The sequence below is a fragment of the Natronosalvus rutilus genome (genome assembly GCF_024204665.1).
Lineage (GTDB): Archaea > Halobacteriota > Halobacteria > Halobacteriales > Natrialbaceae > Natronosalvus > Natronosalvus rutilus.
The window spans coordinates 3497907-3521198 of sequence record NZ_CP100355.1; the positions used below are offsets into that span (position 1 = coordinate 3497907).

Consider the following 23292-nt stretch of genomic DNA (forward strand, 5'->3'; position numbering starts at 1 on the left):
CTCTCGAGATAAGACCAGAGAACGTAACCCCACCTCGAGACGCCTTCAGTGACCGAGCTCCGTCACTTCAACACGGCACCGGCCGAGTGGGTCCCACACACCGACGGCTCGTAGCCCGCATCCGACAGACCCGTGCCGAGCGCGAACACCGTATTGCCGAGCATCGCCATCGACGCCTGGCCCTCGACGTCCGCGACGGCCTCGAGCACGTCCCGTACCTCGTCGGTGAGCAATCCTGCCTCGCGGGCGAACCGGCGAGAGGCGTAGATGAACGACGTGAGCGTCGGTTCGTCGACGACCAGCGAGAGCGCCTCTTGCCCGGCCGCCGACAGTACCTCCGTGTCGCCCGTAATGACGTCAGCCGTCGACAGCCCACCGAACGAGAGGTATTCTACGCGTGCCCGTGCGGGGATCGCGTCCAGAACGTTGTGGGCTGGCGCGCCCGGTTCGAGCCGAATTGGAATCCCTCCGTGGGCCTGGGCGACGACGTCGCCGAGTCCAGTCCCGGCCTGGACCTCCGCACCGTGGGCGAGCGTCACCAGTTCGTTGTACGAGAGGCGTCGATCGAAAACGTGATTGGCGGCCAGCGCCGCACCCAGTGCCGTCGCCCCGGAGATGCCGAATCCGGATCCGAGCGGGAGCGAGGCCTCGACGTCGACTCGTGCCGGCGCCTCGAGCGTCTCGAGTACCGTGTAGACGGGGTCGATGTCGACGCGCTCGCCCTCGAGGGAGATGGCTGGTTCGTCGGCCCGCGTCACCGTCACGTCGACGCCGTCGGTCAGCGTCAGCCCCGCGCCTCGAGAGCCGGCTTTCGTCGGGTCGTCGTCCGGGTGGGCGCTGAAAAACCCGGTGATGTGGCCGGGAACGAACGCCGTCGCCTCCTCGCGCATACGGTCGTCGTTTCGGCCCGGCGGATATAACGTTGAAGATTCTGCCCAACAGGGGCCGTTCCGGCAAACACATGGGCGTGGCTTTTCCGTCCCGAGCGCCCAGTACCGGTACGACGACTGGGTGAGTCGCCTCGCTTCCGGGGGAAACGTCGCCGCGACCGAGCCTGACATTCGTACCTCGAGCTCCGAACCTCGAACCGGGCGACCCGTCCAGCCACCCCTCACGATGGTCACGAACACGAAGACCGACAATTTTGGCGCGTTCTTCAGACGGTATACGAAGACCTGGGTCCACGCCGTCGCGACGGCCGGATTGACCGCCTTCGGTACACTGACCATCTACTACCGCGGGTTCGCCGTCCTGGCGCTCGCCAGTTATGTCGTTCCACCGATTGCGCTCTACGTCGCTCGCGGACGCCGATCCGGGGCCGTGACCGCGACTGACGACGAGGTGTCTCGATCGAGGGCGAAAACCGACCCGCGTGCCGACCGGCCCGAACCGGGCTCGAGCGGCGGAAACACACAGTCGACACGGGCGGTTGAAACGAACTCGGGGACGGGGACGTCTACCGGTGCCAGTTCGGACGCTGACGAGTACACGAACGCAGATGCCGATTCGGACACTGACACCGACATGAACAGCGCTGTGGATACTGACGCCGATACGGACAGCAACGCAGACACTGACGCCGATGGCACCTCGAGCCGTCCCGAGAAGGCAAACTGGACCACCGTCGACAGCCCGACAGACGCCACCCTCTGCGACGTCGCCGTCGGCACGGGCGCCGTCGCTGTCGGAACCGGCGGCACGGTCCTCCTGGCCACCGACGACGGGTGGGAAGCAGTCCTCGAGCACGGTCCCGCCGGCCAGGATCAGGACCTCTACGGCGTCGACGTGACGGACGACGGCGGCGTAGCCTGGATCGCCGGCGACGGCGGCGCGGTCGCCCGCCTCGAGATGGCAACCGGGCGCCACACGGACTTCTCCGCCCCGGACGACCGGACCGACAACTTGACCGGCCTGGCCGCTGCGGGCGCGACCGGCGACGAGACCGTCCTCCTGATCACCGGGTCGGGAGCGGTCGTCAGGGGCCGATACCGGGACGGCGACCTCGCGTGGGCTGAACCCGTCACGCCCGGCAGCGGCTCGAGCCTGTCCGGCGTGACTTTGCGCGACGCCGAGACCGGGTTCTGCTGTGACACCAACGACGGCGTGTTTCGGACCGACGACGGCGGCCGCACGTTCGACGCGATCGGCATCGACGGATCGGAGGGGACGTTGACCGACGTCGTGGCGGGCAACGGTGAGGGCGAGGGAGAGGAAACAGCATGCCACGCGAGCACCGACGCCGGCTTCGTCTACCGATACGAGGAGCCCCCGTCCACGTGGACGCCCGACCGCGTCGGCGACGACGCGATCACGGCCATCGCTCGAGCAGGGAGCCACCTCGTGGCGATCAACGATCAGGGCGGCGTCTACGATCGTCCCGACCTCACGGCCGACTGGGAGCACGTCGTGACCGGCGCGAGCGGCCCCCTCTACGGTGTCGCGATCGGTGCTGGCCGGGCAGTTGCCGTCGGAGAAGGTGGGACTGTGCTCGAGCGGCAGTGACCGGTTCCAGTTCCTGCTCGAAACGCCGGAGACGAAGCCTCGAGGACCGAATCCTGAGAGGATGGGCCAATTTCTGAGAGGAGAAGTCACGATCTCGCGCGCGTCGAGACACCTCGCTCGTAGCGGTGGACGGTGACAATCTCGATATGCAAAGTACCGCTCGACTGACTTCGGCGAGCCCGTACGGGCTCAGCCGCTGTCGGTCCGGCGAGACGTCGCTTCGCTCGTCTCGCTGGCTCCCAGGTCTTCGTCCTACGGCGACAGACGCTGCCGGTCTCGTGGGAATAACGCAGGATCTTTGATCCTGCGAACACCCACTCGCCGGACTTCGACCTCGCCTATGGCGAGAGTCGCTGTCGGTCTCGTGGGAACAGCACAGCCTCTCGAATGTTCTCGAGCCCCAGCATCGTCATGACCAGGCGCTCGCCACCGAGGCCGAACCCGGCGTGGGGCGGCATGCCGTACTTGAACATCTTCGTGTAGTACTCGAACTGGTCGGGGTCGAGGCCCTGCTGTTCGAATCCGGCGACGAGTTCCTCGTAGCGGTGCTCGCGCTGACCACCCGATACCAGCTCCATGTCGGGGTGCATCAGGTCGAACCCGGTCGAGAGCTGTTCGTCGTCCTCGTGGTCCATGATGTAGAACGGCTTGATCTCGCTGGGCCAGTCGGTGATAAAGTAGTGGCCGCCGACGTCCGCCCCCAGGGCCTTCTCGCCCTCGGTCGGGAGGTCGTCGCCCCAGACCAGCTGCTCGTCGAGTTCGCCCGTCGCGTTGATCCGCTCGATGGCCTCCTCGTAGGTGAGTCGCGGGAAGTCGCCCTCCGGCAGGTCGAACTCGTCGGCGAGGTCCAGCGCCTCGAGCTGGTCGGCACAGTTCGCCGAGACGGCCTCGTAGGCCGCCTTGACGACGCCCTCGACAACGTCCATCGCGTCGGTGTGGTCGCAAAAGGCCCCCTCGAAGTCGATCGAGGTCGCCTCGTTGAGGTGCCGGGGCGTGTTGTGCTCCTCGGCACGGAAGATCGGCCCGATCTCGAAGACGCGCTCGAGGTTGGAGCCGGCCATCAGCTGTTTGAACAGCTGCGGGCTCTGGTTCATGAACGCCTCCTCGCCGAAGTACGTGATGGGGAAGAGTTCGGTGCCGCCCTCGGTCCCGGTGGCGACGATCTTCGGCGTCGTGATCTCCGTACAGCCGACCTCGCGGAAGTGCTCGCGGGCGGCCCGCAGAATCTCGGCGCGGATCTCGAAAATTGCCTGCACGTCGTCCTTGCGGAGGTCGAGCGTTCGGTTGTCGAGTCGCGTCGAGAGCTCCGCGTCGACCTTCTCGGAGGGATCGAGCGGGAGCTGTGGGTCGGCGGGTGCGACGACCTCGAGGTTCTCGGGGGTAATCTCGACGCCCGTTGGCGCGCGGGGTTCCTCGGCGACCTCGCCGGTGACGCTGATGACGCTCTCGCGGGCGACGTCGAGGCCGGTCTCGACGAGGTCCTCGTTCATCTCGTCCTTCTCGAACTTAACCTGGATCTTGCCCGAGGTGTCCCGGAGGATCAGGAAGGCGATTCCGCCGAGGTCGCGTACCTCGTGGACCCAGCCGGCGACCGTCACGTGGTCGCCTGGCTCGGCGTCTGCCGTGTAGGTTCGGTCCTGCATACCCACCGATTCTCGTAGCCGGGACTTAAGCGCAATCTTTCGTGCTCGAGTCGGAAACGAGACTCTGCCCGTTCTCATTTTTGACACTCCCGCTCGTACCGGAAGACACTGTATGCCAACGATCAACGAATCCGACCTCGAGTGGACCGAGTACGACCGTGGCGACGCACGATTCCGACGGAAACAGCTCTCGGAAGCCGCCGACGCCACCGACCTCGGCTGTAGCCTCTACGAACTCCCGGCGGGCGAGCGCTCGTGGCCGTACCACTACCACACCGGCAACGAGGAGGCGCTGTTCGTCCTGGACGGCGAAGGGACGCTCCGGTGTGAAGACGGGCCCGTTCCGCTCGAGACCGGCGACTTCACGGCGTTTCCGGCGAGCGGAGCGGGCGGCCATCGGATCGTCAACGACGGCGACGAACCGCTCCGGTACCTGCTATTCTCGACGATGAACGAGCCGGACGTGACGGTCTATCCAGAAATGGGAAAGATCGGCGTCTACGCCGGCTCGCCGCCCGGCGGGCGCGACGAACGGTCGGTCCACGGCTACTACCGGCTCGAGGACGAGGTCGAGTACTGGGACGAGGACGCCTAACGCGCCGCCAGCGGACCCCAGGTGGGCTACCGCTCCCGAATCGTCATCGGGATCTCTTTCCTGGGCCGCGCCGTGATCGTCGCCATCAGGTCTAGTTCTGTGCCGGGAACCAGCTCGAGATGGTGGCGCTGATAGATCGTCGCCAATACGAGCCGCGCTTCGAGCATCGCAAATCGATCGCCGATACAGCGCCGTGGTCCGGCGGAGAACGGGAAGTAGGCCAGTTTCGGTAACGCAGATCGCATCTCGTCAGTCCAGCGGTCGGGTCGGAACGCCAGCGGATCGTCGTACCACCGCGGGTCCCGGTGAACGACCCACTGGTGCATCTGGACGGTCGCCCCCGGCGGAATCTCGTAGCCGCCGACCAGGTCCGGCTTGACCGCCTCGCGGACGATACTCGGGACCGGCGGGTACAGCCGCATCGACTCCTCGACGACGCGCTCGGTGTAGGTCAGGTCCTCGAGATCGGCCATCGTCGGCGGTTCGCCCTCCAGGACGGTCCCGAGTTCCTCGACCAGCCGTCGCTCCACGGTGGGGTGAGTCGAGAGTAAGTACGCCGTGAAGGTCAGCGAGAGCGCGGTCGTCTCGTGGCCCGCGAGCAGGAGGGTCGTCACCTCGTCGCGGATCTGCTCGTCCGAGAGTCGGTCGCCGCCCTCGGTCTCCACCTTGAGCAGTTTCGAGATGACGTCGCTCTCGGTCGCGTTCGCCCGCCGTTCGTCGATGAGGTCGTAGATCAGCGAATCGAGGCGCTCGCGTGCGCGCTCGATCCGCCGTCTCGAGGGCGTCGGGATTCCCGGCGGCAGGATGTAGTGTGAGAGGGTCTCGGAGGCCAGCATGAAGTCGTCGAGTGCCGAGGAGACGACGCCGAGACGTTCGTCGATGCCGACGCCGAAGAGCGCCCGAGCGACGATCCTGAGCGTGAGCGTCGACATCTCCTCGTGGAACGGGACTGTCTCGCCGTCGGTCCAGAAATCGGTCGTCTCGAGGCCGATGTCGGTCATCATCGTCGCGTACTCCCGGATCCGGTCCGGGTGAAACGCCGGCTGGAGGAGGTGACGGTTGCGTCGCCAGACCGCGCCCTCGCTGTTGAGGATTCCGTTGCCGGTGATCGGTCGGAGGGTGTTCTGGAACAGGCTTCCCTTGACGTAGTGCTGGTTGTTCGCGACCAGGACGTGCTCGATGTAGTCGGGGTGGTTGAGCTGGTAGACGGGGCCGATGGGGTCGTCCCAGGAGACGATGTCCCCGTACTCGCGGGCCGTCTCGGTCATGAACTCGTAGGGTCGACGGAGGAAGGAGAGCTGTGTCCCGACGTAGGGGAGGCCGTCGGGGCCGGGCGGTCGTCTGCGGTCGGTCGAGTGTGTCGATGGGGCCATACGGTAGTTAGGAAGGCTGACGGGTTACCTTTTATCGTCCAGGCGTCGCGCGAGGTCGAGAGCGGATGGACTCGAGGGCGATCGCCGTCCGCCGATCAGGCGTCGTTAGCCGCTTTCACCGTCTCGCGAACCGCGTCCACGCCCTCGTCGTGTGCGAGGTTGCCGACGACGATCACGTCCGCGTGGGTGGCCATCCGGTGTGCCGAATCGTAGTCGTGGATGCCGCCGCCGTAGAACAGCGCCGACTCCTTGAGGCTCTCCGCGGCCGCCTCGACGACCGACTCCTCGCCGTAGGTGCCCGAGTACTCGACGTAGACGATCTCCTGGCCGAACATCTGCTCGGCGATGGTGGCGTAGGCGGCCACGTCGTCCGCTGCGAGGTCGCAGTCGGCCTCCGTCAGCGTCGCCACGTCCGCCTCGGGGTTCATGACGATGTAGGCCTCCATGTACGTTCGATCCCACTCGAGGTCGCCCTCCAGGCGGACCCACTCCTTGTGGGCGCCGGTGATCCAGAATGGCGACCCGGCGTTGAACACGGTTGGGATGAGGTAGCCCTCGAGGCCGTCGTTCTCGACGACGACGCTCGGGTTCGAGGGCTCCTGGTAGAGCGGCACGTCGTGCTCGGCGCAGGCCTCGATGACGGCCGTCATGTTCTCTTCGGTCATCCCCATCGTCCCGCCGACCTCGATGGCGTCGGTGCCGGTCGCACAGAGGTCGCCGTAGGTCACGCCCTCGGGCAAGTCCTTGTCGGGGTCGAGTTTGAGGATGTGGTTCCAGTCCGCCCAGGGTGCAGTCATACCGACCCGTTTCTCGGTCTCGAGCAAAAGTTCTGCGAATCGCCGGTTCTCACACTGGATCGCTCGAGTTCGCCTGCTGTCGGCCACGATCGAAAGACGTCGCGAGGGTATTGCGTGATCGCGCCAGACGTGGAACGTCCTCGAGTGAGTACGGGCTCGATGACCACTCGAGGCACGGATTTTAGTATAGATATCATAGTAACTACTGATACGATAGTTCATCTTCCATACTTCTCTCGAGAACGGCGCTCCGTCAACCGTTCCCGGTCGCCCGTCCGGTTATCGCGTCGATTTCGAGTTCGACGATCGTAATCTCGATCTCGTCGATCGCTTCGTCGAACACACGTATGGGCGAGAAGTTCCGGTTGATCTGCGCCGTATCGAACCGGTCGCGTTCCGACGCCGGGACCTCGCTAAGTTGGCCGGTAACGAGGACGCTCCAGGAGTCGATCTCTCGCGGGTTGTCGGTCGTCTTCGTCCCGTAAACGACGTAACACGCCGTCTCGGTCGCTTCCAGAAACGCCCGTTTCTCGCTCCCTTCGGTTACCCCGAGACGGAAGTAGAGGGCTTCGCCGTCGTAGTGATGAGCCACTGGAAACGCGTAGCTTTCGTTCCCCCTCGAGAGTGCGAGCACGCCTGTTTCGGTTTCCCGGAGTCGCGCCTCGAGTGCGTCCGCATCCATCCCGAAGGTGTAAGCGTAGTCGATGTGGTCCATGGTCGGGAGACGCGTTGCCGGTCGTCTTCGTGAACGAACGACGAGTGAGGCTAAAGCTATTCGTGCAGGCGACCGTGAACCACACCTCGAGCAGACTTTCGGTGAGCGGACTTCAAACTCATCCGATCGACTCGAGTGCCTCCAGAATTTCCCCGACCAGGTCGGGATCGTACGTCCAGAACCCGAGGAACCCCGACTCGCGTTCGCGGGCCACGAGCGCACACGCCTGCATCGGGTCCTCGCCGCCGTCGTACGCCAGACACCAGAACGGTTCGAGGACGCCTTCTTCGTCCCGGTGGTAGCGTACGTTCTCGAGCAACGGCGGCTCCCAGTCCGGGCGGCCGTAGACGTGAATGTCGAGGTCGGTTTCCTCGCCGAGTCGTCGGTAAAGCGGCACCTGCTGTTCGAAGGCCGACAGCCGCTGGAAGCCGACGCGAACCGTTCCACGGCCGACTCGGAAGGCCCGGTCCTCGATTTCGCGGCTGGTCGCCAGCAGCTGTCGGCGATCGAGGGCGGTAAACAGCGTCTCCTCAAGCACCTCGAGGAGTGCGCGGTACCCCTCGGACAGGCCCGTCCGATCCGTCGGGCGAATTACCGGCGGCGCGAGCAGTTCCTCTAGGGTTTCGAGGCTGACCGCACCGACGAAGGTCGGTCCGTCGTGAATGGTGACGAACGGCGGCGGCCCGCGAGGCGGCAGCCGCCGGGTGATGACCGTCGCGTTTCGCGCGGCGAGTCGGTCCGAAAGATCCGTCGAGTCAGCGTGGCTGTAGACAGTGAGCCACTTACGCCCTTCTTCGACCGCTTCGATGTAGGTATCGAGCATGGGCCGTCGATGTAGTGGTGGTGGGTTCCGAAACCGGTCGCTCGAGGTGCGACGGTGGCATTCCGACGACTACGCGGTCTCGACTTCGATCGCGCGACGGACGAGCGCCTTCGCCGGCTCCGGAACGGTCACGAGCGAGATCTCCCCGCTCTCGCTATCGTACGCTACCAGCCCGGCCTCCGAGAGCAGGGGGAGGTGCCTGTGGACCAGCGAGAGTTCGTGCTGGCGACGTCGGTCGGGAGCGACCATCGTTTCGGTCGTCGTCTCCCACCCGGCGAGGACGTCCGCCAGTTCGTCGACCGAACACTCCTCGCGCTCGAGCAGGTAGTAGAGCACGCGTCGACGGGGGCGTTCGACGAGGGCTCGATAGAACGAATCGCTGGCCAGTAGCGGTGCCGTTTCGACGTAGTCTTCCTCGTCTATCGCGGGTTCGTCTTCGGGCATGTATTCACCGGCATCGTGTGCGAGCGTGGATCAGTGTTCGACCGTTATTCACCAGGTTGTTCTGTGGACGCCAGGGATCGCGTGGCCTGTTAACACGCGGATATTACAGACGACACGCAATAAGCGATTTCCCCGCCACACGTGACGTTCTCGGTCGGACACGTAAACGAGACACGTAAATAATACTGGAACGCGCGCAGGACCCGAAACCGACCTCGAGAAGGGGTACGACGGCTCATTCCCTACCGATTCGTGGGTGAGAATAGAAGGGGGCCGTCAGTTCGACGCTTTCGTTCGGTCAGATGAACCGCTAGTGCTCTCCAGGGCGTCGCCTGCCGAGAAACCGGTACTCGAATCCGGTTTCGTCCAGCATTCAGGTCTGGAACAGCCTAGTCGTCCTGGGTCGTGATGTCCGCCGAGAGCCCCTGGGCCATCTGGATCTCTTTCGAGTTGTTCAGCGTCCAGGCAGTGCGCTCGGTGACGGCCTCGATAGCCTCGCGAGCGGAGGGGTAGCCGTTTCCGGATTTCTTCACGCCACCGAAGGGGAGCTGGACCTCCGCACCGATACACGGTAGGTTGGCGTACGCCAGCCCGATTTCGGCGCGGTCGCGGAAGTAGTTGATCTGCCGGTAGTCCTCGGAGATGATCGCGCCCGCAAGTCCGTAGGGCGTGTCGTTGTGGATCTCGACGGCCTCCTCGATGTCACCCGAGTACTTCAGCAGGGCGACGTGGGGACCGAAACACTCCTCTTTCAGACAGCGCAGGTCAGTGTCGTACTCGATCTCGTAGACGAACGGGCCGACCCAGTTCCCGTCCTCGTGACCGTCGGGAATCTCGTCGGCCTCGAGGTCGGCGCGGTCGACCAGGACCTCGGCGCCCTCCTTCTCCGCCAACTCGTTGTGTTTGTGGATCTTCTCGACGTGCTCCGGTTCGATCGCCGGGCCCATGAACGTGTTCTCGTCGAGCGGGTCGCCGACGGCGACGCTCTCTGCGAGTTCGACGTAGCGCTCCTTGAACTCGTCGTAGACCTCCTCGTGGACGATCAGGCGCTCACTCGAGACGCAGCGCTGGCCGGTGGTCTTGAAACTCGACATGACCGCCGAGTGGACGGCAATGTCGAGGTCGGCGTTTTCGGTGATGACGATGCCGTTCTTCCCGCCCATCTCGCAGGCCGCGAGTTTGCCGGGTTCGCCGCCGACCTTGCCGGCGATCTCGTGGCCGACCTCGGCGGAGCCAGTAAAGAGGACGGTGTCGACCCGGGAGTCGTCGACGATCGAGGCCCCGGCGTCGCCGAAGCCCTGCACCATGTTGAAGACGCCCTCGGGGACGCCGGCGTCTTCCATCATCTCGGCGATGATCTGGCCGCACCACGGCGTCTGCTCGGCGGGCTTCCAGACGACGGTGTTGCCTTCGACCAGCGCGATGGCCATGTGCCAGAACGGGATGGCGACCGGGAAGTTCCACGGGGTGATGCAACCGATGACGCCCCGCGGCTTGCGGCGCATGTAGGCGTCCTTCGCGCCGACTTCGCTCGGGACGACGTCCCCGTGCGGGTGACGAGCGTTGCCCGCGGCCCACTCGACCATGTGGTAGGCCTCGACGACGTCTGCACGCCCCTCGGAGATTTCCTTGCCGCACTCTTTCGTGACGATCTCGGCGAGTTCGTCGGTCCGGTCGCGCATTTCGTGGTAGATGTCCCAGAGGTACTCCGCGCGGTCGATGTAGGAGAGTTCCCGCCACTCGTCAAACGCCTCGTCGGCGGCCTTGAGCGCGGCGTCGACATCGGCCTCGGTTCCGCGGTGGAACTCGGCGAGCGTCTCGCCCGTCGCCGGGTTCTGACTCTCGAAGGTGTCGTCGCCGGCCCCGTCGGTCCACTCGCCACCGACGTAGTGGCCGTACGTCTGCGAAGGATCGTCTTGACTCATGTTCGGCAATATTTTCGCCGAGCGGTATGAAAAAGCCTGCTACTCGAGGCGGGCGATCGAGTGTGCGTCGAGGCCGCCGACTTCGGGTGGTTGGTACTTGGTGGTCGCTCACCGACGGCTCTCGAGCAGCGGAATCCGGCTAAAACAAATCCCGGGCGGCGGAACCCTGCCAGGACGGATCGTCAGCTATCACCGGGATAGCCGATGTCGGCGACCTTCTCGACTTCGCTTCGCAACTGCGTCGAGTCGAACTCGTGATCCGGGCGCAACCTGACGAAGTCGAGGAAGGACCGCGCCGACAGCAGCGTCTCCGCGTCGTAAACGCCCGCGGCCGCGGAGACGGCCGCTCGAGCCCCGATTCGCGGCTCGAGCATCGCGAGCGCACACGCGAGGTCGTACGCCCTCGTCTCGCGAACCCGGCCCTCGTTCACGCTCGTCGCGTCGATGAAGTAGAGGTCCCCCTCGAGCAGGAGGACGTTCTCCGCCCGGAGGTCGCCGTGGGCGAGTCCGTGGTCGTGGAGCGTCCGGAGCATCTCGAAGAGCGTCGAGGAGACGTCGCGGAACTCGTCGTCCGTGAGTTCGTCGAGCGTTCGAAAGTCGGGGAGGTACTCGAGGACGAGGACGCCGAGGCCGTTCACCTCGAAGGCGTCGATCGGACGCGGCGCGTTGAGACCGATCTCGCGCATTCGCCGGGTCGCCTCGAACTCGTGTTCGACCATCTCGCGGGGTGTCTCGAATCGGTCGAAAAAGCCCTCCGTTCCCGAGGAGAACGCGCCGACGTTGCGCCCGGTGGTCAGCAGTCCGTGGACGAGGGCGTTCTGTCGCGAGACGATTTTGACGAAGTACTCGTCGTCGAGTACGCACGGCGTCGAGAGCCAGTTGTCGGCCTCGAAGAAGTCGACGCGAACGTCCTCGAGGTCGTATCGGTCCGCCAGGGTTCGGACGACTCGCTCGAGTCGATCCCACTCGACCGTACCGCGAGCGAGCTGGCGGATGTCCATACCGGTGGTACAGACGCGACGGTCATAAATGCCTCCCGGCCCCGGCGGTCCATTGCCGGATTCGGGTGGCCTGGCCCGGGCCCGCGCCAGCACTCGACGACCGCTCCGCCGAGACCGGACTCGGGGGCCGTATCGTCGGTGGCGCACGTAGACCGCTCGAGGCGAAGGAGGCTACCACGGCGACTGCTTCGGGCGGGCCGGGTGCAAGCGGGATCGCCGACCGAAACGACGCCGATGCGATCGTGAGAGGGCCAAACACACGTCCCTTGCCCGTCCACCACTCTCAGTTCGCTGTGAGACCGGATTATGCCGCCTCGATGACGGCACTATTTTACAGTCCCAACACGTAGCTCCAGAAAACCATGTACGCAATCGACGACCTCGGCGACGCAATCGACGTCACGCGGGACCGACTGACGCCGATCGACGCCGGCACGTGGCTCAAATTGGCCCTGATCCTCTTTTTCATCGGTGGGGCTACCTTCGGTGGACCGGGAGCACCCTCGACCGGCACGGACACCGCGCCGGAGGGGGCGACTGGCACCGACATCGACTCCCTCGCGGACCTCGAGGCCGAGTACGAGTCGCAGGTCACCGACGGTCCTCTGTTCGAGACGGTGCTGTACGCCGTCGCTGCCCTCGTCGTCGGTCTGTTCCTCCTCTGGCTCCTCTACGTGCTGGTGGGGTCGATCATGGAGTTCGTCTTCATCGAATCGCTCCGGACGGAGGCCGTCGAGGTCAGGCGGTACACACGGAGCCACCTCGGGGACGGCCTGCGACTGTTCGGCTTTCGTCTCGCGTTGTTGCTCGCGCTGCTCGTTCCCCTCGTCGTCCCAATCGTGTATGTGGTGGCGAGCGTGACCGAGTTCTCGGCGGGCCTCGCCGCCCTCGGCGCCCTGTACGTCTTCGGCGCGATCGTCCTGGGGCTCGCGTACGCACTCGTCAACCGCTTCACCACGATCTTCGTCACCCAGATCATGGTGCTCGAGGACCGCGGGGTGCTCGCCGCCTGGAGTCGGTTCCTGCCGACGCTCCGCTCGAACCTGGCGGAGTACGCGGTCTACGTGATCCTCGTGTGGATCTTGCAGCTCGTGGTGAGCTTCGGCTACGGGATCCTGGCCGCCATCGTCGCCGTGGTCGTCGCGATTCCGTTCGTGGTCGTCGGGGCAATCTTCGTCGTCGTCGGCGGCCCGGCCATCTACCTCGCGGTCCTGGTCGGAATCGTCGGCCTCCTCTGTATCTTCCTGGCCGCGCTTTTGCTCCGCGTCCCCATCGATTCGTACTTCCGGTACTACGGCTTCCTCCTGCTCGGCGACACGAGCCCGGACCTCGATCTGATCCCGGAGCGGCGAAACGCGGTTCGGACGGGCGGGCCCGTCGGCCCCGGCTCCGGCTCGAGTGGCGGATCCGACGGCGACGATTGGAACGACTCGAGTGCCTGGGACGACGATGCGAACGGCGACGACGACGGCTGGCGATTCGACAGCGGAAGTGACGACGACGAGGATCGGGACCAGGATCAGGATCGCGGCTGGTAACCCCTGACATCCGCCGACCGGCTGGTCTTCGGAGCGTTTATTTCACCGGTCGGCAAGTATTGCGCATGGAGTTCGATCTGCCCGACGAGCACCGGATGATCCGGGACACCGTCCGGGAGTTCTGCGAGGAGGAAATCGAGCCGATCGCCCAGGAGATCGAGGACGAACACCGGTTCCCCGAGGAAATCTTCGCCCAGCTCGGCGAACTCGACGTGATGGGCGTCCCCATCTCCGAGGAGTACGGCGGCCTCGGCGGCGACACGCTGATGTACGCCGTGGTCGCCGAGGAACTCGGCCGGGTGTCGGGCTCGGTCGCGCTCTCCTACGTTGCCCACACCTCGCTCGCCTCGAAGCCGCTCGAGCTGTTCGGCACTGAGGAGCAAAAAGAGCGCTGGCTCCGCCCGCTCGCCGAAGGCGAGTACCTCGGTGGCTGGGCGCTCACCGAACCCGGGAGTGGCTCAGACGCGTCGGACATGGACACTCGAGCCGTAAAAGAGGGCGACGAGTGGGTGCTCAACGGCACCAAACAGTTCATCACGAACGCAAACGTCGCGGGCTCGGTGCTCGTGAAGGCCGTCACCGACCCCGAGGCGGGCTACGATGGCATCTCGACGTTCATCGTCGACCCCGAGACGGACGACGGCTTCGAGGTGACGACGGTGTGGGACAAGATGGGGCTCAACGCCTCCCCCACTTGCGAGATCTCCCTCGACGACGTTCGCGTCCCCGAGGATCGGCTCCTGGGGGAGGTCGGTGAGGGCTGGAACCAGACGAAGAAGACCCTCGACGGCGGCCGAATCTCCATCGCGGCCATCTCGACGGGGCTCGCCCAGGGTGCCTACGAGCACGCCCACGCCTACAGCAAAGAGCGCGAGCAATTCGGCAAACCGATCTGTAAGTTCGACGCGATCCGGGACAAACTCGTGGACATGCACCGCAAGACCGAGCGTGCCCGGCTGTTGGCTCACAAGGCCGCCTGTCGGTACGACAACGGGCAGTCGGTGACGAAGGAGTCGGCCCTCGCCAAACTCGACGCCAGCGAGGCGGCCCGGAAGGTCGCCGAGGACGCCGTCCAGGTGCTGGGCGGCTACGGCTACACGACGGACTTCGCACCCCAGCGCTTCTACCGCGACGCGAAACTGATGGAGATCGGCGAGGGTACGAGCGAGATTCAGCACCTCGTGATCGGCCGCGAACTCGGGCTGTAGAACGCTCGAGCATCGAGGTCGTTCGGTGCCGGCGAATTCGTTCTCGATCGGGCAGTCGTCCGCCACGAAAAACACGTTTCACCAAAGGTAACGATCTATTGTCGAGGTTTGCGGTGCGAGGAAGCGAGTCGACCGTTCACTATTCAGACAGTCTGATGGATGTGAGACGAGCACACGAAACGGAGGCGTATATAAAATCTTCAAATCGACACACGTTGGGATGTTGAACCGAACTTTCTACTGGACGGATGCCGGGAAATCGCCCGACTTAGTGGACTTCGTAGCCATCTCCACCGCGAGAACCGATACACCACCATAAACCATACATGTAATTGTTTGGACTCGAACCGCTCGTCTCACGACTCGAGATCGGCAGAAGGGTGTGGGTCAATCCCGTACACACACTCACCTCTGTGAACGCGCACGTCCGTTCAATTTCGCCTCGCTGGCCTCCTTTAAGTGAAATTGGTGCTTAACTCGATTTCCCGGAGAGTGAAACAGGGATCATGTATGAATTGTGTGATATGTGGGAATGAGGCAGGGTACAACAGGGCTGCGATCGATCTATACAGCGGCGCAGAAATCGGTCGGCTGTGTATGAACTGTGAGAAAGACGAGTTCGGCAAGACGCTCCAGTACGCGAACCGCCGAGACGGCAACGAGTGCGAACTCTGTCGACGCGACGGCCAGATCTCCCTCCCTCGATATCTCTCCCAGATAGAGACCCGGGATCAGTCGCTGGTCTCGACGAGCGTACTCGAGGACGGCGACGTCCCGTGTCTCTGTGACGAACACTTCCACGAACTGACGCGGACGCCGGCTCGTCGGACGGTGGTCGGCCCATGACGATCGCCGTCAGGAAGCAGGGCGAGTGGATGTCGAAGAACGACGAGCGAATGCTCGAGTTGCTCTGTATGGCCGAACGGTGCCGCCCTCGAGACGTTCGAGACGAACTGAACGACCTCGGAATCGCGCTCCGCCTCGACTACGTCGACAAGCGACTCGAGACGCTCGAGGACGCCGGACTGGTCGTTTCCGACGCGATGCGGTATCGGATTACCGATCGCGGGCGAGCGTACCTTCTCGGGGAGTTCGACGCAGCGTCGGTCCGTTCACCACGACCGTAGTGGTGTCGAACGAAACCCTTTCTGAGCCGGCAACGGTATTAACCTGAATCTCGAGCAGCGACGCCGATCGAGTAACTCGAGGGCTATCCGAATCCAGGCCACACACGATGACTCACAGCCCAGGGCGCCGCCGTCGTCGCCGCTCCTCGAGCAGTGTCTTCGATCGTTTGCCGGGACCCCCCTCGATGGGCCAGCCACGGGTCCGCCACGCGGGCGGTTCAGGCTCGACGTGCGAACAGCGACTGCTACACTCCGCCGCCGTCTGACAGCAGCCCTTCGCTGCACACCACGGCAGAAACTGGCCCGCCGAGCGCAACTCGAAGTGGCGGCAGTCGGGGCGCATCGTGTCGGCGAACGACCGCCAGCCGCGTTCGTACGCGCGTTCGGCAATCTCGAGTCGTTTTCGCGCCTTGACTTCGGGATCGACGTACTCGAACTGCGCCGGCGACGCGTCTCGCGGACCGCCCGCGGGTCGCTCCAGGATGCGCGTTCCCGGCCCGTCGACGTCGAGGCGCCGGGGATACCACGCGACCTCACTTTCGAGCGAGTCGGGATCGAGGGTCAGGATGCCCGCCTCGACCGGCAGGCGTTCGAGCAGGGCCGGTTCGATCCGTTCGCCCGTTTTTCGCGTGGCCACCCACACTTCATCGGCCAGTGCCATCGCCACGTCGTACTCGAGTTGCGGGCGCAGGGCGCGTGCGGCGCTCGCGTCCAGGTCCGGCTTGTTCTCGATGGCGACGATCCGGCGGACCCACTCGCGGTAGGGCCACTTGCGTCGTATCTCGATGCGGTTGCCGTTCCGGCGGGTCTCGAGAACGCCGCGGTCGTCGGCCTCGTGGATCGACTCGCGGACGTAGCGCCATGGATAGCCGGGGTCGGGGAGGCAGTCGCGGTAGTACGTCCACTCCTCGGGCGCGTTTCGGACGACGTGGAGCAGATCCCCGTCGAGGCGTTTTTCGCCGAACTTCGCCCGATGACGGAGCGCGTCGGGGTCGCACTCTAGGACGATGGTGTCCCAGCGACGCCGCTTGGTGCCGAGTTGCCGGGCGACCAGGATGGCGGCGTCGCTCGAGTCGAGTGGCCACTCGCGTTCGGCCCAGCGGCAAGTTCGCAGTTCGAAGTGGAACTCGCTCTCACTCTCGGTCCCGGCCCGGTTCACGGCCGTCGTTGGGGGCCGAGGATCAAAAACGCTCGTTACTCGAGCCGTGACTGGCAGACACCGGGATCCCGGACGAACTCGATGCTGAACGACTCTCTGAGTGCTGAACGATTTTCGGAGACGGCGCGACCGCTCTCCGGAACCAGCTCTCGATGGCGTCTCGGCGAGACCTAAATCTCGCCGTCCTCCTCGAGGTCGTCGAGATAGACGTGGGCCTGCTCTAGGATCTCGCGGGGCCCGTCCTGGGTGACCGTGTTGACCGCCTGCTCGTAGTCACGCCACTGGAGGTCCCGGTGTTCCCTCGAGAGTTCCGCACTCGCTTCGAACGACTTCGCGACGAAGAGGTGGACGGTCTTGTGGATCGTCTTCCCATTCGCCTCGAAGACGTAGTCGTAGTCCTCGCGGAAGCCGTCGAGTAGTCTGAACTGTTCGATACCTGCCTCTTCCTTGATTTCGCGGATCGCCGTCTGCTGTAGTTCTTCCTCTCCCTCGACACCGCCCTTCGGAAACTCCCAGTCGCCCGGGCGGCTCTTGAGTAGAAGATACTCGCGCCGGCCCCGCGTGTCGCGGAAGAGGATCGCGCCTGCGCTCGTAGCTTCGACTGCCATTGCCAGAAATAGCAGGCCGGACGTTAAGAGAATATCGGACTGTTCGTATCCGGTGAACGCGACTCAGCACCTTTTTCTGTCCCCGTCGTGGATTAGGGCACAATACAACTATGACCTTCGTCACCCGTCTCAGACTCCAGAGTGGGGACCGAGCCGCCCTGGACGGCATCGTCGAGGACATCAAGGCGACCGCCGAGAAGAAAGGAGCCGCGCTGAAGGGGCCACACTCCCATCCGCCGGAAAAGTACACCGTTCCACAGCACCGCCGACTCCACGCGGACGACGACCGCCGCTTCTCCGCGTGGACGTACACCGTCTTCACCCGCGAACTCGAGATTCACGGCCACGACAACCTCGCCCGGAATATCGCCTCGCAGAATTTCCCCGATTCGGTTCACATCGAGGCCGAAGTCGAGCAGGTTCGGGGCGTCGGTCAGGGCCGGAGCTAAGCGTCGTCTTCGCCGGTTCCGATGGGATTCGTCGCGGTCTCGCCGTCGCTCTGACTCTGACTCACACGCACATCGCCGCTTTCATCAATTCTTTTTCCGTTCCCGAGAAGGAAGCCGTGTGCACGACGACGAACTCGTCTCGCTCCGTCGAGACCTCCACCGAAAACCCGAACCCGCCTGGCGGGAATTTTACACCACCGCGCGAATCGTCGAGGCCCTCGAGAGCCTCGAGGCCGACCTGGACCTGTACGTGGGCCCCGAAGCCATCAACGGCGACCATCGCCTGGCGCTACCCGAGGATAGCGAGATCGACGCCTGGTACGAACAGGCCCGCAAGTACGACGTCGACCCCGACGTTCTGGCCTCGCTCGAAGGCGGCTACACGGGCGCCGTCGCGGTCCTCGAGAAAGGCGAGAGCCCGACGGTCGGCCTCCGGGTCGACATCGACGGCCTCCCACGGATCGAAGCCGATGGCGAAGATCACGAACCCGCAGCCGAAGGGTTCCGGTCCGAACACGAGGCCATGCACGCCTGCGGGCACGACTCCCACGCGACCGTCGGCATCGGCGTCATCGACGCCATCGCGGACAGCGACTTTCAGGGAACGCTAAAGGTGTTCTTCCAGCCCGCCGAGGAGGTCATCGGCGGTGGGAAGGCGATGGCGAAGAGCGACCACCTCGCGGACGTCGACTACCTGCTGGCGATGCACGTCGGCCTCGACCACCCGACCGGCGAAATCGTCGCCGGCATCGACGGCTTCCTCGCCGTTTCCCACCTCGAGGCGACGTTCTACGGCGAACCGGCCCACGCGGGCGCTCGTCCGGAGGAAGGGCGCAACGCGAATCAGGCGCTCGCGACGGCCGTCCAGAACCTGTACGCGATTCCGCGCCACTCAGACGGGGAGACGCGGGTCAACGCCGGCGTCATCGAAGGTGGCTCCGCGGCGAACATCATCGCCGAGGAGGCCCGCCTGGTCGCGGAGGTGCGCGGCGAGACGACCGAACTCATGGAGTACATGCGCGAGAAGGGCACGCGGGTGCTCAGGTCCGCAGCCGAGATGCACGACTGCGACCTCGAGGTCGAACTCGGTGCCGAGGCACCGAGCGCGACGAGCGATGCGGAACTCGCCGACGTCGTCGCGGAGGTGGCGAGCGCGACCGACGGCGTCGAGCGGGTCCTCGAGCGCGACAAACTCGGCGGGAGCGAGGACGCCACCTTCCTGATGCGGGAGGTCCAGCAACACGGCGGGCTGGCGTGTTACGTCGGCGTCGGCACGGATCACCCCGGCGGCCACCACACCTCGACGTTCGACGTCGACGAGGCGAGTCTGCGTCACGGCGTCGACGTCCTGACGGGGACGATCGAACGGGTGAGCCTCGAGCGGCCCTGAACGACTGGGTGAACGCGTCAGAGACTTCCAGCGACCAGCGATTTTACAACCCTCGTGTGAGAACGGGAGAGCGATGGAAGACGTTCTGTGGTACGTCCTCGCGAGTTCCCGCGGGGGTCCGACGCGCGTCCGGATCCTCAGGGCACTCGAGGAGCGACCGCGGAACGCCAACCAGCTCGCGACCGAACTCGAGCTGGACTACACGACGATTCGACATCACCTGGACGTCCTGATGGAGAACAACGTCGTCCGCCGAACCGACGACGACTACGCGGCCGTCTACCTGTTCACCGACCAGGTGCGGTCGAACTGGGACACCGTCGAAACCGTTCTCGAAGCGGTCGATTCGGACTCAGAGGCGAGGTAATCGTAATCATGGATCAATTTTGGACAACACAGATAACCGTCGACTGGAAAGGTGGGGATAGATGAGCACCCTGTTCACGATCGCCTGGGTCGCCGCGGCGGTGAACGTCGTGCTACTGGTGGCTCTGGGCTGGGTCTGGGTGCAGGGATACCGTCGACACGGCGCGAGTCACACCCTCGGGTTGCTCGTGTTCGCATCGTTGCTCCTCGTCCAGAACGGGGTCTGGCTGTACTTCTACCGCCTCCACGAGGGGTACATCGGGTGGTTCGTCAACGCGGGAACGGACGTCCAGGTCGGGATGGTGCTCCTCTGCGGTCTCGAGACGGTCGCCCTGGCGTTCCTCGTTCGCATCACGTGGTCGTGACGAGGTGTTTGGACACGAGGTCGTAACGGGGCGATTGGGGACGAATTTTGGACGAAGTTCGGAAAATCCTCATCTATCATATCGGCGTCGGTTGTGGTATGTCGATACCACGACGAACAGTCCTGCTCGCCGTCGGCTCGAGTGTCGCCATCGCCGGCTGTCTCGGTGACGAGGAATCGGACGGTGGGAGCGAAGATTCGACGGACGACGGGACGCAGATAGACGATAGCGACGAGTCGGGTGACGACGATAGCGAAAGTGAGAGCGAGAACGAGAGTGAGAACGATAACGAGACCGACGACGAAGGCGAATCCGGCGCGACGGTTCGCGTCAGACCCCACCCTGACCACGGCGACGTTCTCGTCGGGCCGCAGGGACTGACTTTGTACAACTTCGACCAGGATACCCAGGGCGAAATGGAGAGTACCTGCTACGACGGCTGTGCCGAGGCGTGGCCGCCGCTGACGGTCGAGGGAGAGCCCACCGCCGGCGACGGGGTCGCCGCGACGCTGACCACGTTCGAGCGGGACGACGGGGAAACACAGGTGGCCGCTAACGGCTGGCCGCTGTACTACTTCGCCTCTGACGAGGAGCCGGGCGACGCGAATGGCCAGGGCGTCAACGACGTCTGGTGGGTCCTCAAGCCCGACGGAACGCCGATGCGGCCGGACGACAGTGGTGGCTCTGGCGACGACGGTAACTCGGATGAGACTGACGACACGGATGACTCAGATAGCGACGATGACGACGGCGTCGGTTACTGACGGTGTGTGAACCCCTCGGCCACCCGAGTCGCCGATCGAACGGCTTCCCTGAGACCCGAGCGCCGAACCACATCAAGTCTCTGAACGCGTTACAGGCGTGGTCTCGCCCCCGTCCGTACGCCCACAGACTATTCTATTCTGACGTGAATTGTCAGCCGATGACAAAAGACGAGGGACAGAACGGGGTCGAGAGCGAGGACGACGCCGACGAAGATGACGACGATGACCGCTACGGCTGGTATCTCGACAAACTCCTCGACCTGCTCGGGTTCATTTGAGGCGCACCCAACTCGAACCTGCGCCCTGTCACTCGAGTCACCAGAAATGCTAAGCGAGTGGCCGGGAGCGCGGCTCGAGCGACGGCGAGAGACGCGCTTTTCGGGGGAGGGCAGGCGCCACACCGACGCCCACCGCGAGCGAGCGAAGCGAGTGAGCGGGCCGACGACTGACCCGTAGGGGAAGGACGAGTGCTTTTGGTCGAGCTTTTGCCGAGGGACAGTGCGTTCGCGACAGTCTTGCTCTCGCGAACGCGCAAGACCGCAGCGCAAAAGGTCGGTGTTAGTACTTCGGATCCGCACCTGTCGTTTCGTACACCGTCTCCATCAGGTCGTCGCGCTGGCGCTGCCAGTTCGGGAGCGCGTCGGGTCTCGAGGGGTACCCCTCATACTGCTCGAGCACCTCGTCGGCCCGCCGTTTCGTCCGGTAGAGGTTCAAGATTGTCCCCCAGTGGCCGCGGCTCTTGACCAGCGCCTCGAGCTTGAGTTTCATACCGATGTCCGTACTGCCCGAGTAGAGCGCCTCGGCGAGCTTGTCGCCGGGCATCGCCGCGAGCAGGCCCATGAGGTCGTCGACGTCGACGGCCGTCGAGAGGATGTTGTAGACGTCGAGGGCGGCGTAGCGGGCGCCGTAGTGGTCCATCACGCGCTCGTTGTACTCCCAGAGGGCGTGCTCGCTGACGTCGCCGTCCTCGATCGCCTCGATCGCCTGCTCGCCGGCGTACTTCCCGGCGTAGGCGGCGCCCGCGATGCCGCCGCCGGTGGTGGGGTTGACGTGCCCCGCGGCGTCGCCCACGGCCATAAAGCCGGGGTGCACCGCGGAGTCGTAGGGCCGTCGGGTGGGGAGCGCGGCGCCGAGTTTGTCCTCAACGCGGGCGCCAGCGAACTCCGGTCGGTCCCGGAGGTCGCGCTTGAGGTCCTCGACGAGTTTCATCGGCTGTTCGGTCATCTGGAAGCCCAGGCCGGCGTTGATCTCAGTGTCCGTCCGCGGGAAGTACCAGAGGTAGCCCGCGGCACGCTCGGTCGGTTTGAACACGAGGGCGTCGCTCCACTCGACCGGCTCCTCGACGTGGACGATTTCCCGGTAGGCCGAACAGAACTGCGAGTAGGTGACGTTGGTGTCGAACGTCGAGTTCGAGAAGTCGACCTTGTCCTGAAGGAGCGAGAGCGACCCGGCCCCGTCGACGACGAGGTCGGCCTCGTAGGTGTAGGGATCGCCGCGGGACATCGCTCGGACGCCCGTGACCCGGCCGTCGTCGTCCTGTACCACGTCCTGGACGACGGTGTCGTAGTGGAACGTCGCGCCCGCGTTCTTCGCCCCCTCGATGACCCGACGCCCGTACTCCCAGCGGTCGACGACCGCGAGTTCGCCGGGGACCGGAATCTCGAGGACGGTGTTCTCCTGCGGAATCTCGAAGCGACCGTGGGTGACGTCGGTGTTGGTGAACGCCGGCTCGAGCTGGGACTTGGGGATCGCCTCGGGGAACGCGTCCGCGCCCTTCAGCGCGTCGCCACAGGCGATGTGTCCGGCTTCTTCCTCGGACTTTCGCTCGAGGACGACGACCTCGTAGCCCGCCTTCGCGACGGTTGCGGCGGCGTAACACCCTGCCGTGCCGGCGCCGACGACGATTACGTCCGGCGACTGCTCGCGCTGGCCCGTCGTCGCGGCCGACTGCTCCATGCTGCTCATAACTCGACTCTCCACACTGGGGTAAGAAAACGTTTTTCGTGCGCCGGTGACCGCTCCGGAGTGTCGCCATCTGCAATTCTGTCGGGAGGAAAACGACAAAGAGGGATAAAGAGTTTTAGTACGGTCTTTCGTACCGGCCAGTATGACCGAGTACACCGTCGAATTCGTCGGCACGGGCGAGACGATCACCTGCTCCGACACGCAGACGATTCTCAGCCGCTGTCTCGAGGAAGGGATTGCCCAGGAGTACTCCTGCCGCGTCGGGATGTGTCTGGCGTGCTCGGCGGAGGTCCTCGAGGGCGAGGTCACCCAGCCGGCGGCTCGCGGGTTGACCGAGGAGGAAGCCGAGAACTACGCGCTGACCTGCATGGCTCGACCACAGTCGGATCTGCGACTCGAGCGTGGGAAGTATCCGCCGAGCATCGAGGCTGATATCGACTCGAACGCAGACGGGAGTACAGCATCTGCCGACGACTGATCGATAGGACGACGACAGACACCAGATTCCTGACCTATAATTTCAGTTCGATTGCCC

At 64.7% G+C, this 23292-nt stretch carries 25 protein-coding genes; 13 read left to right on the forward strand and 12 right to left on the reverse strand.

Going from position 1 to position 23292, the window contains the following annotated elements:
- Positions 1 to 62: 62 nt before the first annotated feature.
- Complete coding sequence (locus NGM29_RS17030) at positions 63 to 890, reverse strand: pantoate kinase (RefSeq protein ID WP_254157923.1); 828 nt, start codon at positions 888 to 890, stop codon at positions 63 to 65.
- 226 nt (positions 891 to 1116) lie between these two features.
- Here NGM29_RS17030 and NGM29_RS17035 point away from each other — a divergent pair, with 226 nt between their 5' ends.
- Positions 1117 to 2502, forward strand: coding sequence for a sialidase family protein (locus tag NGM29_RS17035; protein WP_254157925.1), 1386 nt, complete (start codon positions 1117 to 1119; stop codon positions 2500 to 2502).
- Between the two features lie 338 nt (positions 2503 to 2840).
- On the opposite strand, the gene aspS is transcribed toward NGM29_RS17035, so the two are convergent.
- A complete protein-coding gene (gene aspS, locus NGM29_RS17040; RefSeq protein ID WP_254157927.1) occupies positions 2841 to 4145 on the reverse strand; it encodes an aspartate--tRNA(Asn) ligase in 1305 nt (434 codons plus the stop codon).
- 112 nt (positions 4146 to 4257) lie between these two features.
- Here aspS and NGM29_RS17045 point away from each other — a divergent pair, with 112 nt between their 5' ends.
- Positions 4258 to 4740 carry a cupin domain-containing protein gene (locus tag NGM29_RS17045; RefSeq protein WP_254157929.1) on the forward strand — a complete coding sequence of 161 codons (483 nt, stop codon included), beginning with the start codon at positions 4258 to 4260 and terminating at the stop codon, positions 4738 to 4740.
- Positions 4741 to 4766: 26 nt separating this feature from the next.
- Here NGM29_RS17045 and NGM29_RS17050 read toward each other — a convergent pair whose 3' ends face one another.
- The 7 genes from NGM29_RS17050 to NGM29_RS17080 form a co-directional block, all read right to left on the reverse strand.
- On the reverse strand, positions 4767 to 6113 hold the full coding sequence (locus NGM29_RS17050; protein WP_254157931.1) for a cytochrome P450: 1347 nt from the start codon (positions 6111 to 6113) through the stop codon (positions 4767 to 4769).
- Positions 6114 to 6208: 95 nt separating this feature from the next.
- The gene (locus NGM29_RS17055; RefSeq protein ID WP_254157933.1) at positions 6209 to 6910 is read right to left on the reverse strand and encodes a phosphoglycerol geranylgeranyltransferase; all 702 of its coding nucleotides are present in this window, start codon (positions 6908 to 6910) and stop codon (positions 6209 to 6211) included.
- A gap of 253 nt (positions 6911 to 7163) precedes the next feature.
- Positions 7164 to 7625, reverse strand: a complete 462-nt coding sequence (locus NGM29_RS17060) for a pyridoxamine 5'-phosphate oxidase family protein (protein WP_254157935.1) — start codon at positions 7623 to 7625, stop codon at positions 7164 to 7166.
- A 118-nt stretch (positions 7626 to 7743) separates the two neighbouring features.
- Positions 7744 to 8448 (reverse strand): DICT sensory domain-containing protein, encoded by a 705-nt coding sequence (locus NGM29_RS17065; protein ID WP_254157937.1) that lies wholly within the window; start codon positions 8446 to 8448, stop codon positions 7744 to 7746.
- A gap of 69 nt (positions 8449 to 8517) precedes the next feature.
- Entirely contained in the window at positions 8518 to 8892 is a 375-nt protein-coding gene (locus tag NGM29_RS17070; protein ID WP_254157939.1) for a DUF7344 domain-containing protein, read from the reverse strand.
- A gap of 389 nt (positions 8893 to 9281) precedes the next feature.
- Positions 9282 to 10817, reverse strand: coding sequence for an aldehyde dehydrogenase family protein (locus NGM29_RS17075; RefSeq protein WP_254157940.1), 1536 nt, complete (start codon positions 10815 to 10817; stop codon positions 9282 to 9284).
- A 182-nt stretch (positions 10818 to 10999) separates the two neighbouring features.
- Positions 11000 to 11818, reverse strand: a complete 819-nt coding sequence (locus NGM29_RS17080) for an RIO1 family regulatory kinase/ATPase domain-containing protein (RefSeq protein WP_254157942.1) — start codon at positions 11816 to 11818, stop codon at positions 11000 to 11002.
- Between the two features lie 362 nt (positions 11819 to 12180).
- On the opposite strand from NGM29_RS17080, the gene NGM29_RS17085 reads away from it, so the two are divergent.
- From NGM29_RS17085 to NGM29_RS17100, 4 genes are all read left to right on the forward strand, one after another.
- Positions 12181 to 13356, forward strand: a complete 1176-nt coding sequence (locus NGM29_RS17085) for a DUF7544 domain-containing protein (protein ID WP_254157944.1) — start codon at positions 12181 to 12183, stop codon at positions 13354 to 13356.
- Between the two features lie 65 nt (positions 13357 to 13421).
- Positions 13422 to 14564, forward strand: coding sequence for an acyl-CoA dehydrogenase family protein (locus tag NGM29_RS17090; RefSeq protein WP_254157946.1), 1143 nt, complete (start codon positions 13422 to 13424; stop codon positions 14562 to 14564).
- 597 nt (positions 14565 to 15161) lie between these two features.
- Complete coding sequence (locus tag NGM29_RS17095) at positions 15162 to 15410, forward strand: hypothetical protein (protein ID WP_254157948.1); 249 nt, start codon at positions 15162 to 15164, stop codon at positions 15408 to 15410.
- The gene (locus NGM29_RS17100; RefSeq protein WP_254157950.1) at positions 15407 to 15691 is read left to right on the forward strand and encodes a MarR family transcriptional regulator; all 285 of its coding nucleotides are present in this window, start codon (positions 15407 to 15409) and stop codon (positions 15689 to 15691) included. The genes NGM29_RS17095 and NGM29_RS17100 overlap by 4 nt, the downstream gene beginning before the upstream one ends.
- 112 nt (positions 15692 to 15803) lie before the next feature.
- On the opposite strand, the gene NGM29_RS17105 is transcribed toward NGM29_RS17100, so the two are convergent.
- Both NGM29_RS17105 and NGM29_RS17110 read right to left on the reverse strand, forming a co-directional pair.
- The gene (locus NGM29_RS17105) at positions 15804 to 16850 is read right to left on the reverse strand and encodes a DUF5787 family protein (RefSeq protein WP_254157952.1); all 1047 of its coding nucleotides are present in this window, start codon (positions 16848 to 16850) and stop codon (positions 15804 to 15806) included.
- A gap of 170 nt (positions 16851 to 17020) precedes the next feature.
- Complete coding sequence (locus NGM29_RS17110; protein ID WP_253437843.1) at positions 17021 to 17458, reverse strand: bis(5'-nucleosyl)-tetraphosphatase; 438 nt, start codon at positions 17456 to 17458, stop codon at positions 17021 to 17023.
- 110 nt (positions 17459 to 17568) lie between these two features.
- On the opposite strand from NGM29_RS17110, the gene NGM29_RS17115 reads away from it, so the two are divergent.
- The 6 genes from NGM29_RS17115 (at position 17569) to NGM29_RS21205 (ending at position 21248) form a co-directional block, all read left to right on the forward strand.
- Entirely contained in the window at positions 17569 to 17907 is a 339-nt protein-coding gene (locus NGM29_RS17115) for an uS10/mL48 family ribosomal protein (RefSeq protein ID WP_254157954.1), read from the forward strand.
- Positions 17908 to 18025: 118 nt separating this feature from the next.
- Positions 18026 to 19297 carry an amidohydrolase gene (locus NGM29_RS17120; RefSeq protein ID WP_254157956.1) on the forward strand — a complete coding sequence of 424 codons (1272 nt, stop codon included), beginning with the start codon at positions 18026 to 18028 and terminating at the stop codon, positions 19295 to 19297.
- 73 nt (positions 19298 to 19370) lie between these two features.
- The gene (locus NGM29_RS17125) at positions 19371 to 19664 is read left to right on the forward strand and encodes a winged helix-turn-helix domain-containing protein (protein ID WP_254157958.1); all 294 of its coding nucleotides are present in this window, start codon (positions 19371 to 19373) and stop codon (positions 19662 to 19664) included.
- 61 nt (positions 19665 to 19725) lie between these two features.
- The gene (locus NGM29_RS17130; RefSeq protein WP_254157960.1) at positions 19726 to 20028 is read left to right on the forward strand and encodes a DUF8036 family membrane protein; all 303 of its coding nucleotides are present in this window, start codon (positions 19726 to 19728) and stop codon (positions 20026 to 20028) included.
- A 98-nt stretch (positions 20029 to 20126) separates the two neighbouring features.
- Entirely contained in the window at positions 20127 to 20792 is a 666-nt protein-coding gene (locus tag NGM29_RS17135) for a COG4315 family predicted lipoprotein (RefSeq protein ID WP_254157962.1), read from the forward strand.
- A gap of 324 nt (positions 20793 to 21116) precedes the next feature.
- Complete coding sequence (locus NGM29_RS21205) at positions 21117 to 21248, forward strand: hypothetical protein (RefSeq protein ID WP_256548170.1); 132 nt, start codon at positions 21117 to 21119, stop codon at positions 21246 to 21248.
- Positions 21249 to 21350: 102 nt separating this feature from the next.
- Here the strand turns inward: NGM29_RS21205 and NGM29_RS17140 are convergent, their stop codons facing one another.
- The gene (locus NGM29_RS17140) at positions 21351 to 22757 is read right to left on the reverse strand and encodes a geranylgeranyl reductase family protein (RefSeq protein WP_254157964.1); all 1407 of its coding nucleotides are present in this window, start codon (positions 22755 to 22757) and stop codon (positions 21351 to 21353) included.
- 142 nt (positions 22758 to 22899) lie between these two features.
- On the opposite strand from NGM29_RS17140, the gene NGM29_RS17145 reads away from it, so the two are divergent.
- Complete coding sequence (locus NGM29_RS17145; RefSeq protein ID WP_254157966.1) at positions 22900 to 23235, forward strand: 2Fe-2S iron-sulfur cluster-binding protein; 336 nt, start codon at positions 22900 to 22902, stop codon at positions 23233 to 23235.
- The last annotated feature ends 57 nt before the right edge of the window (positions 23236 to 23292 follow it).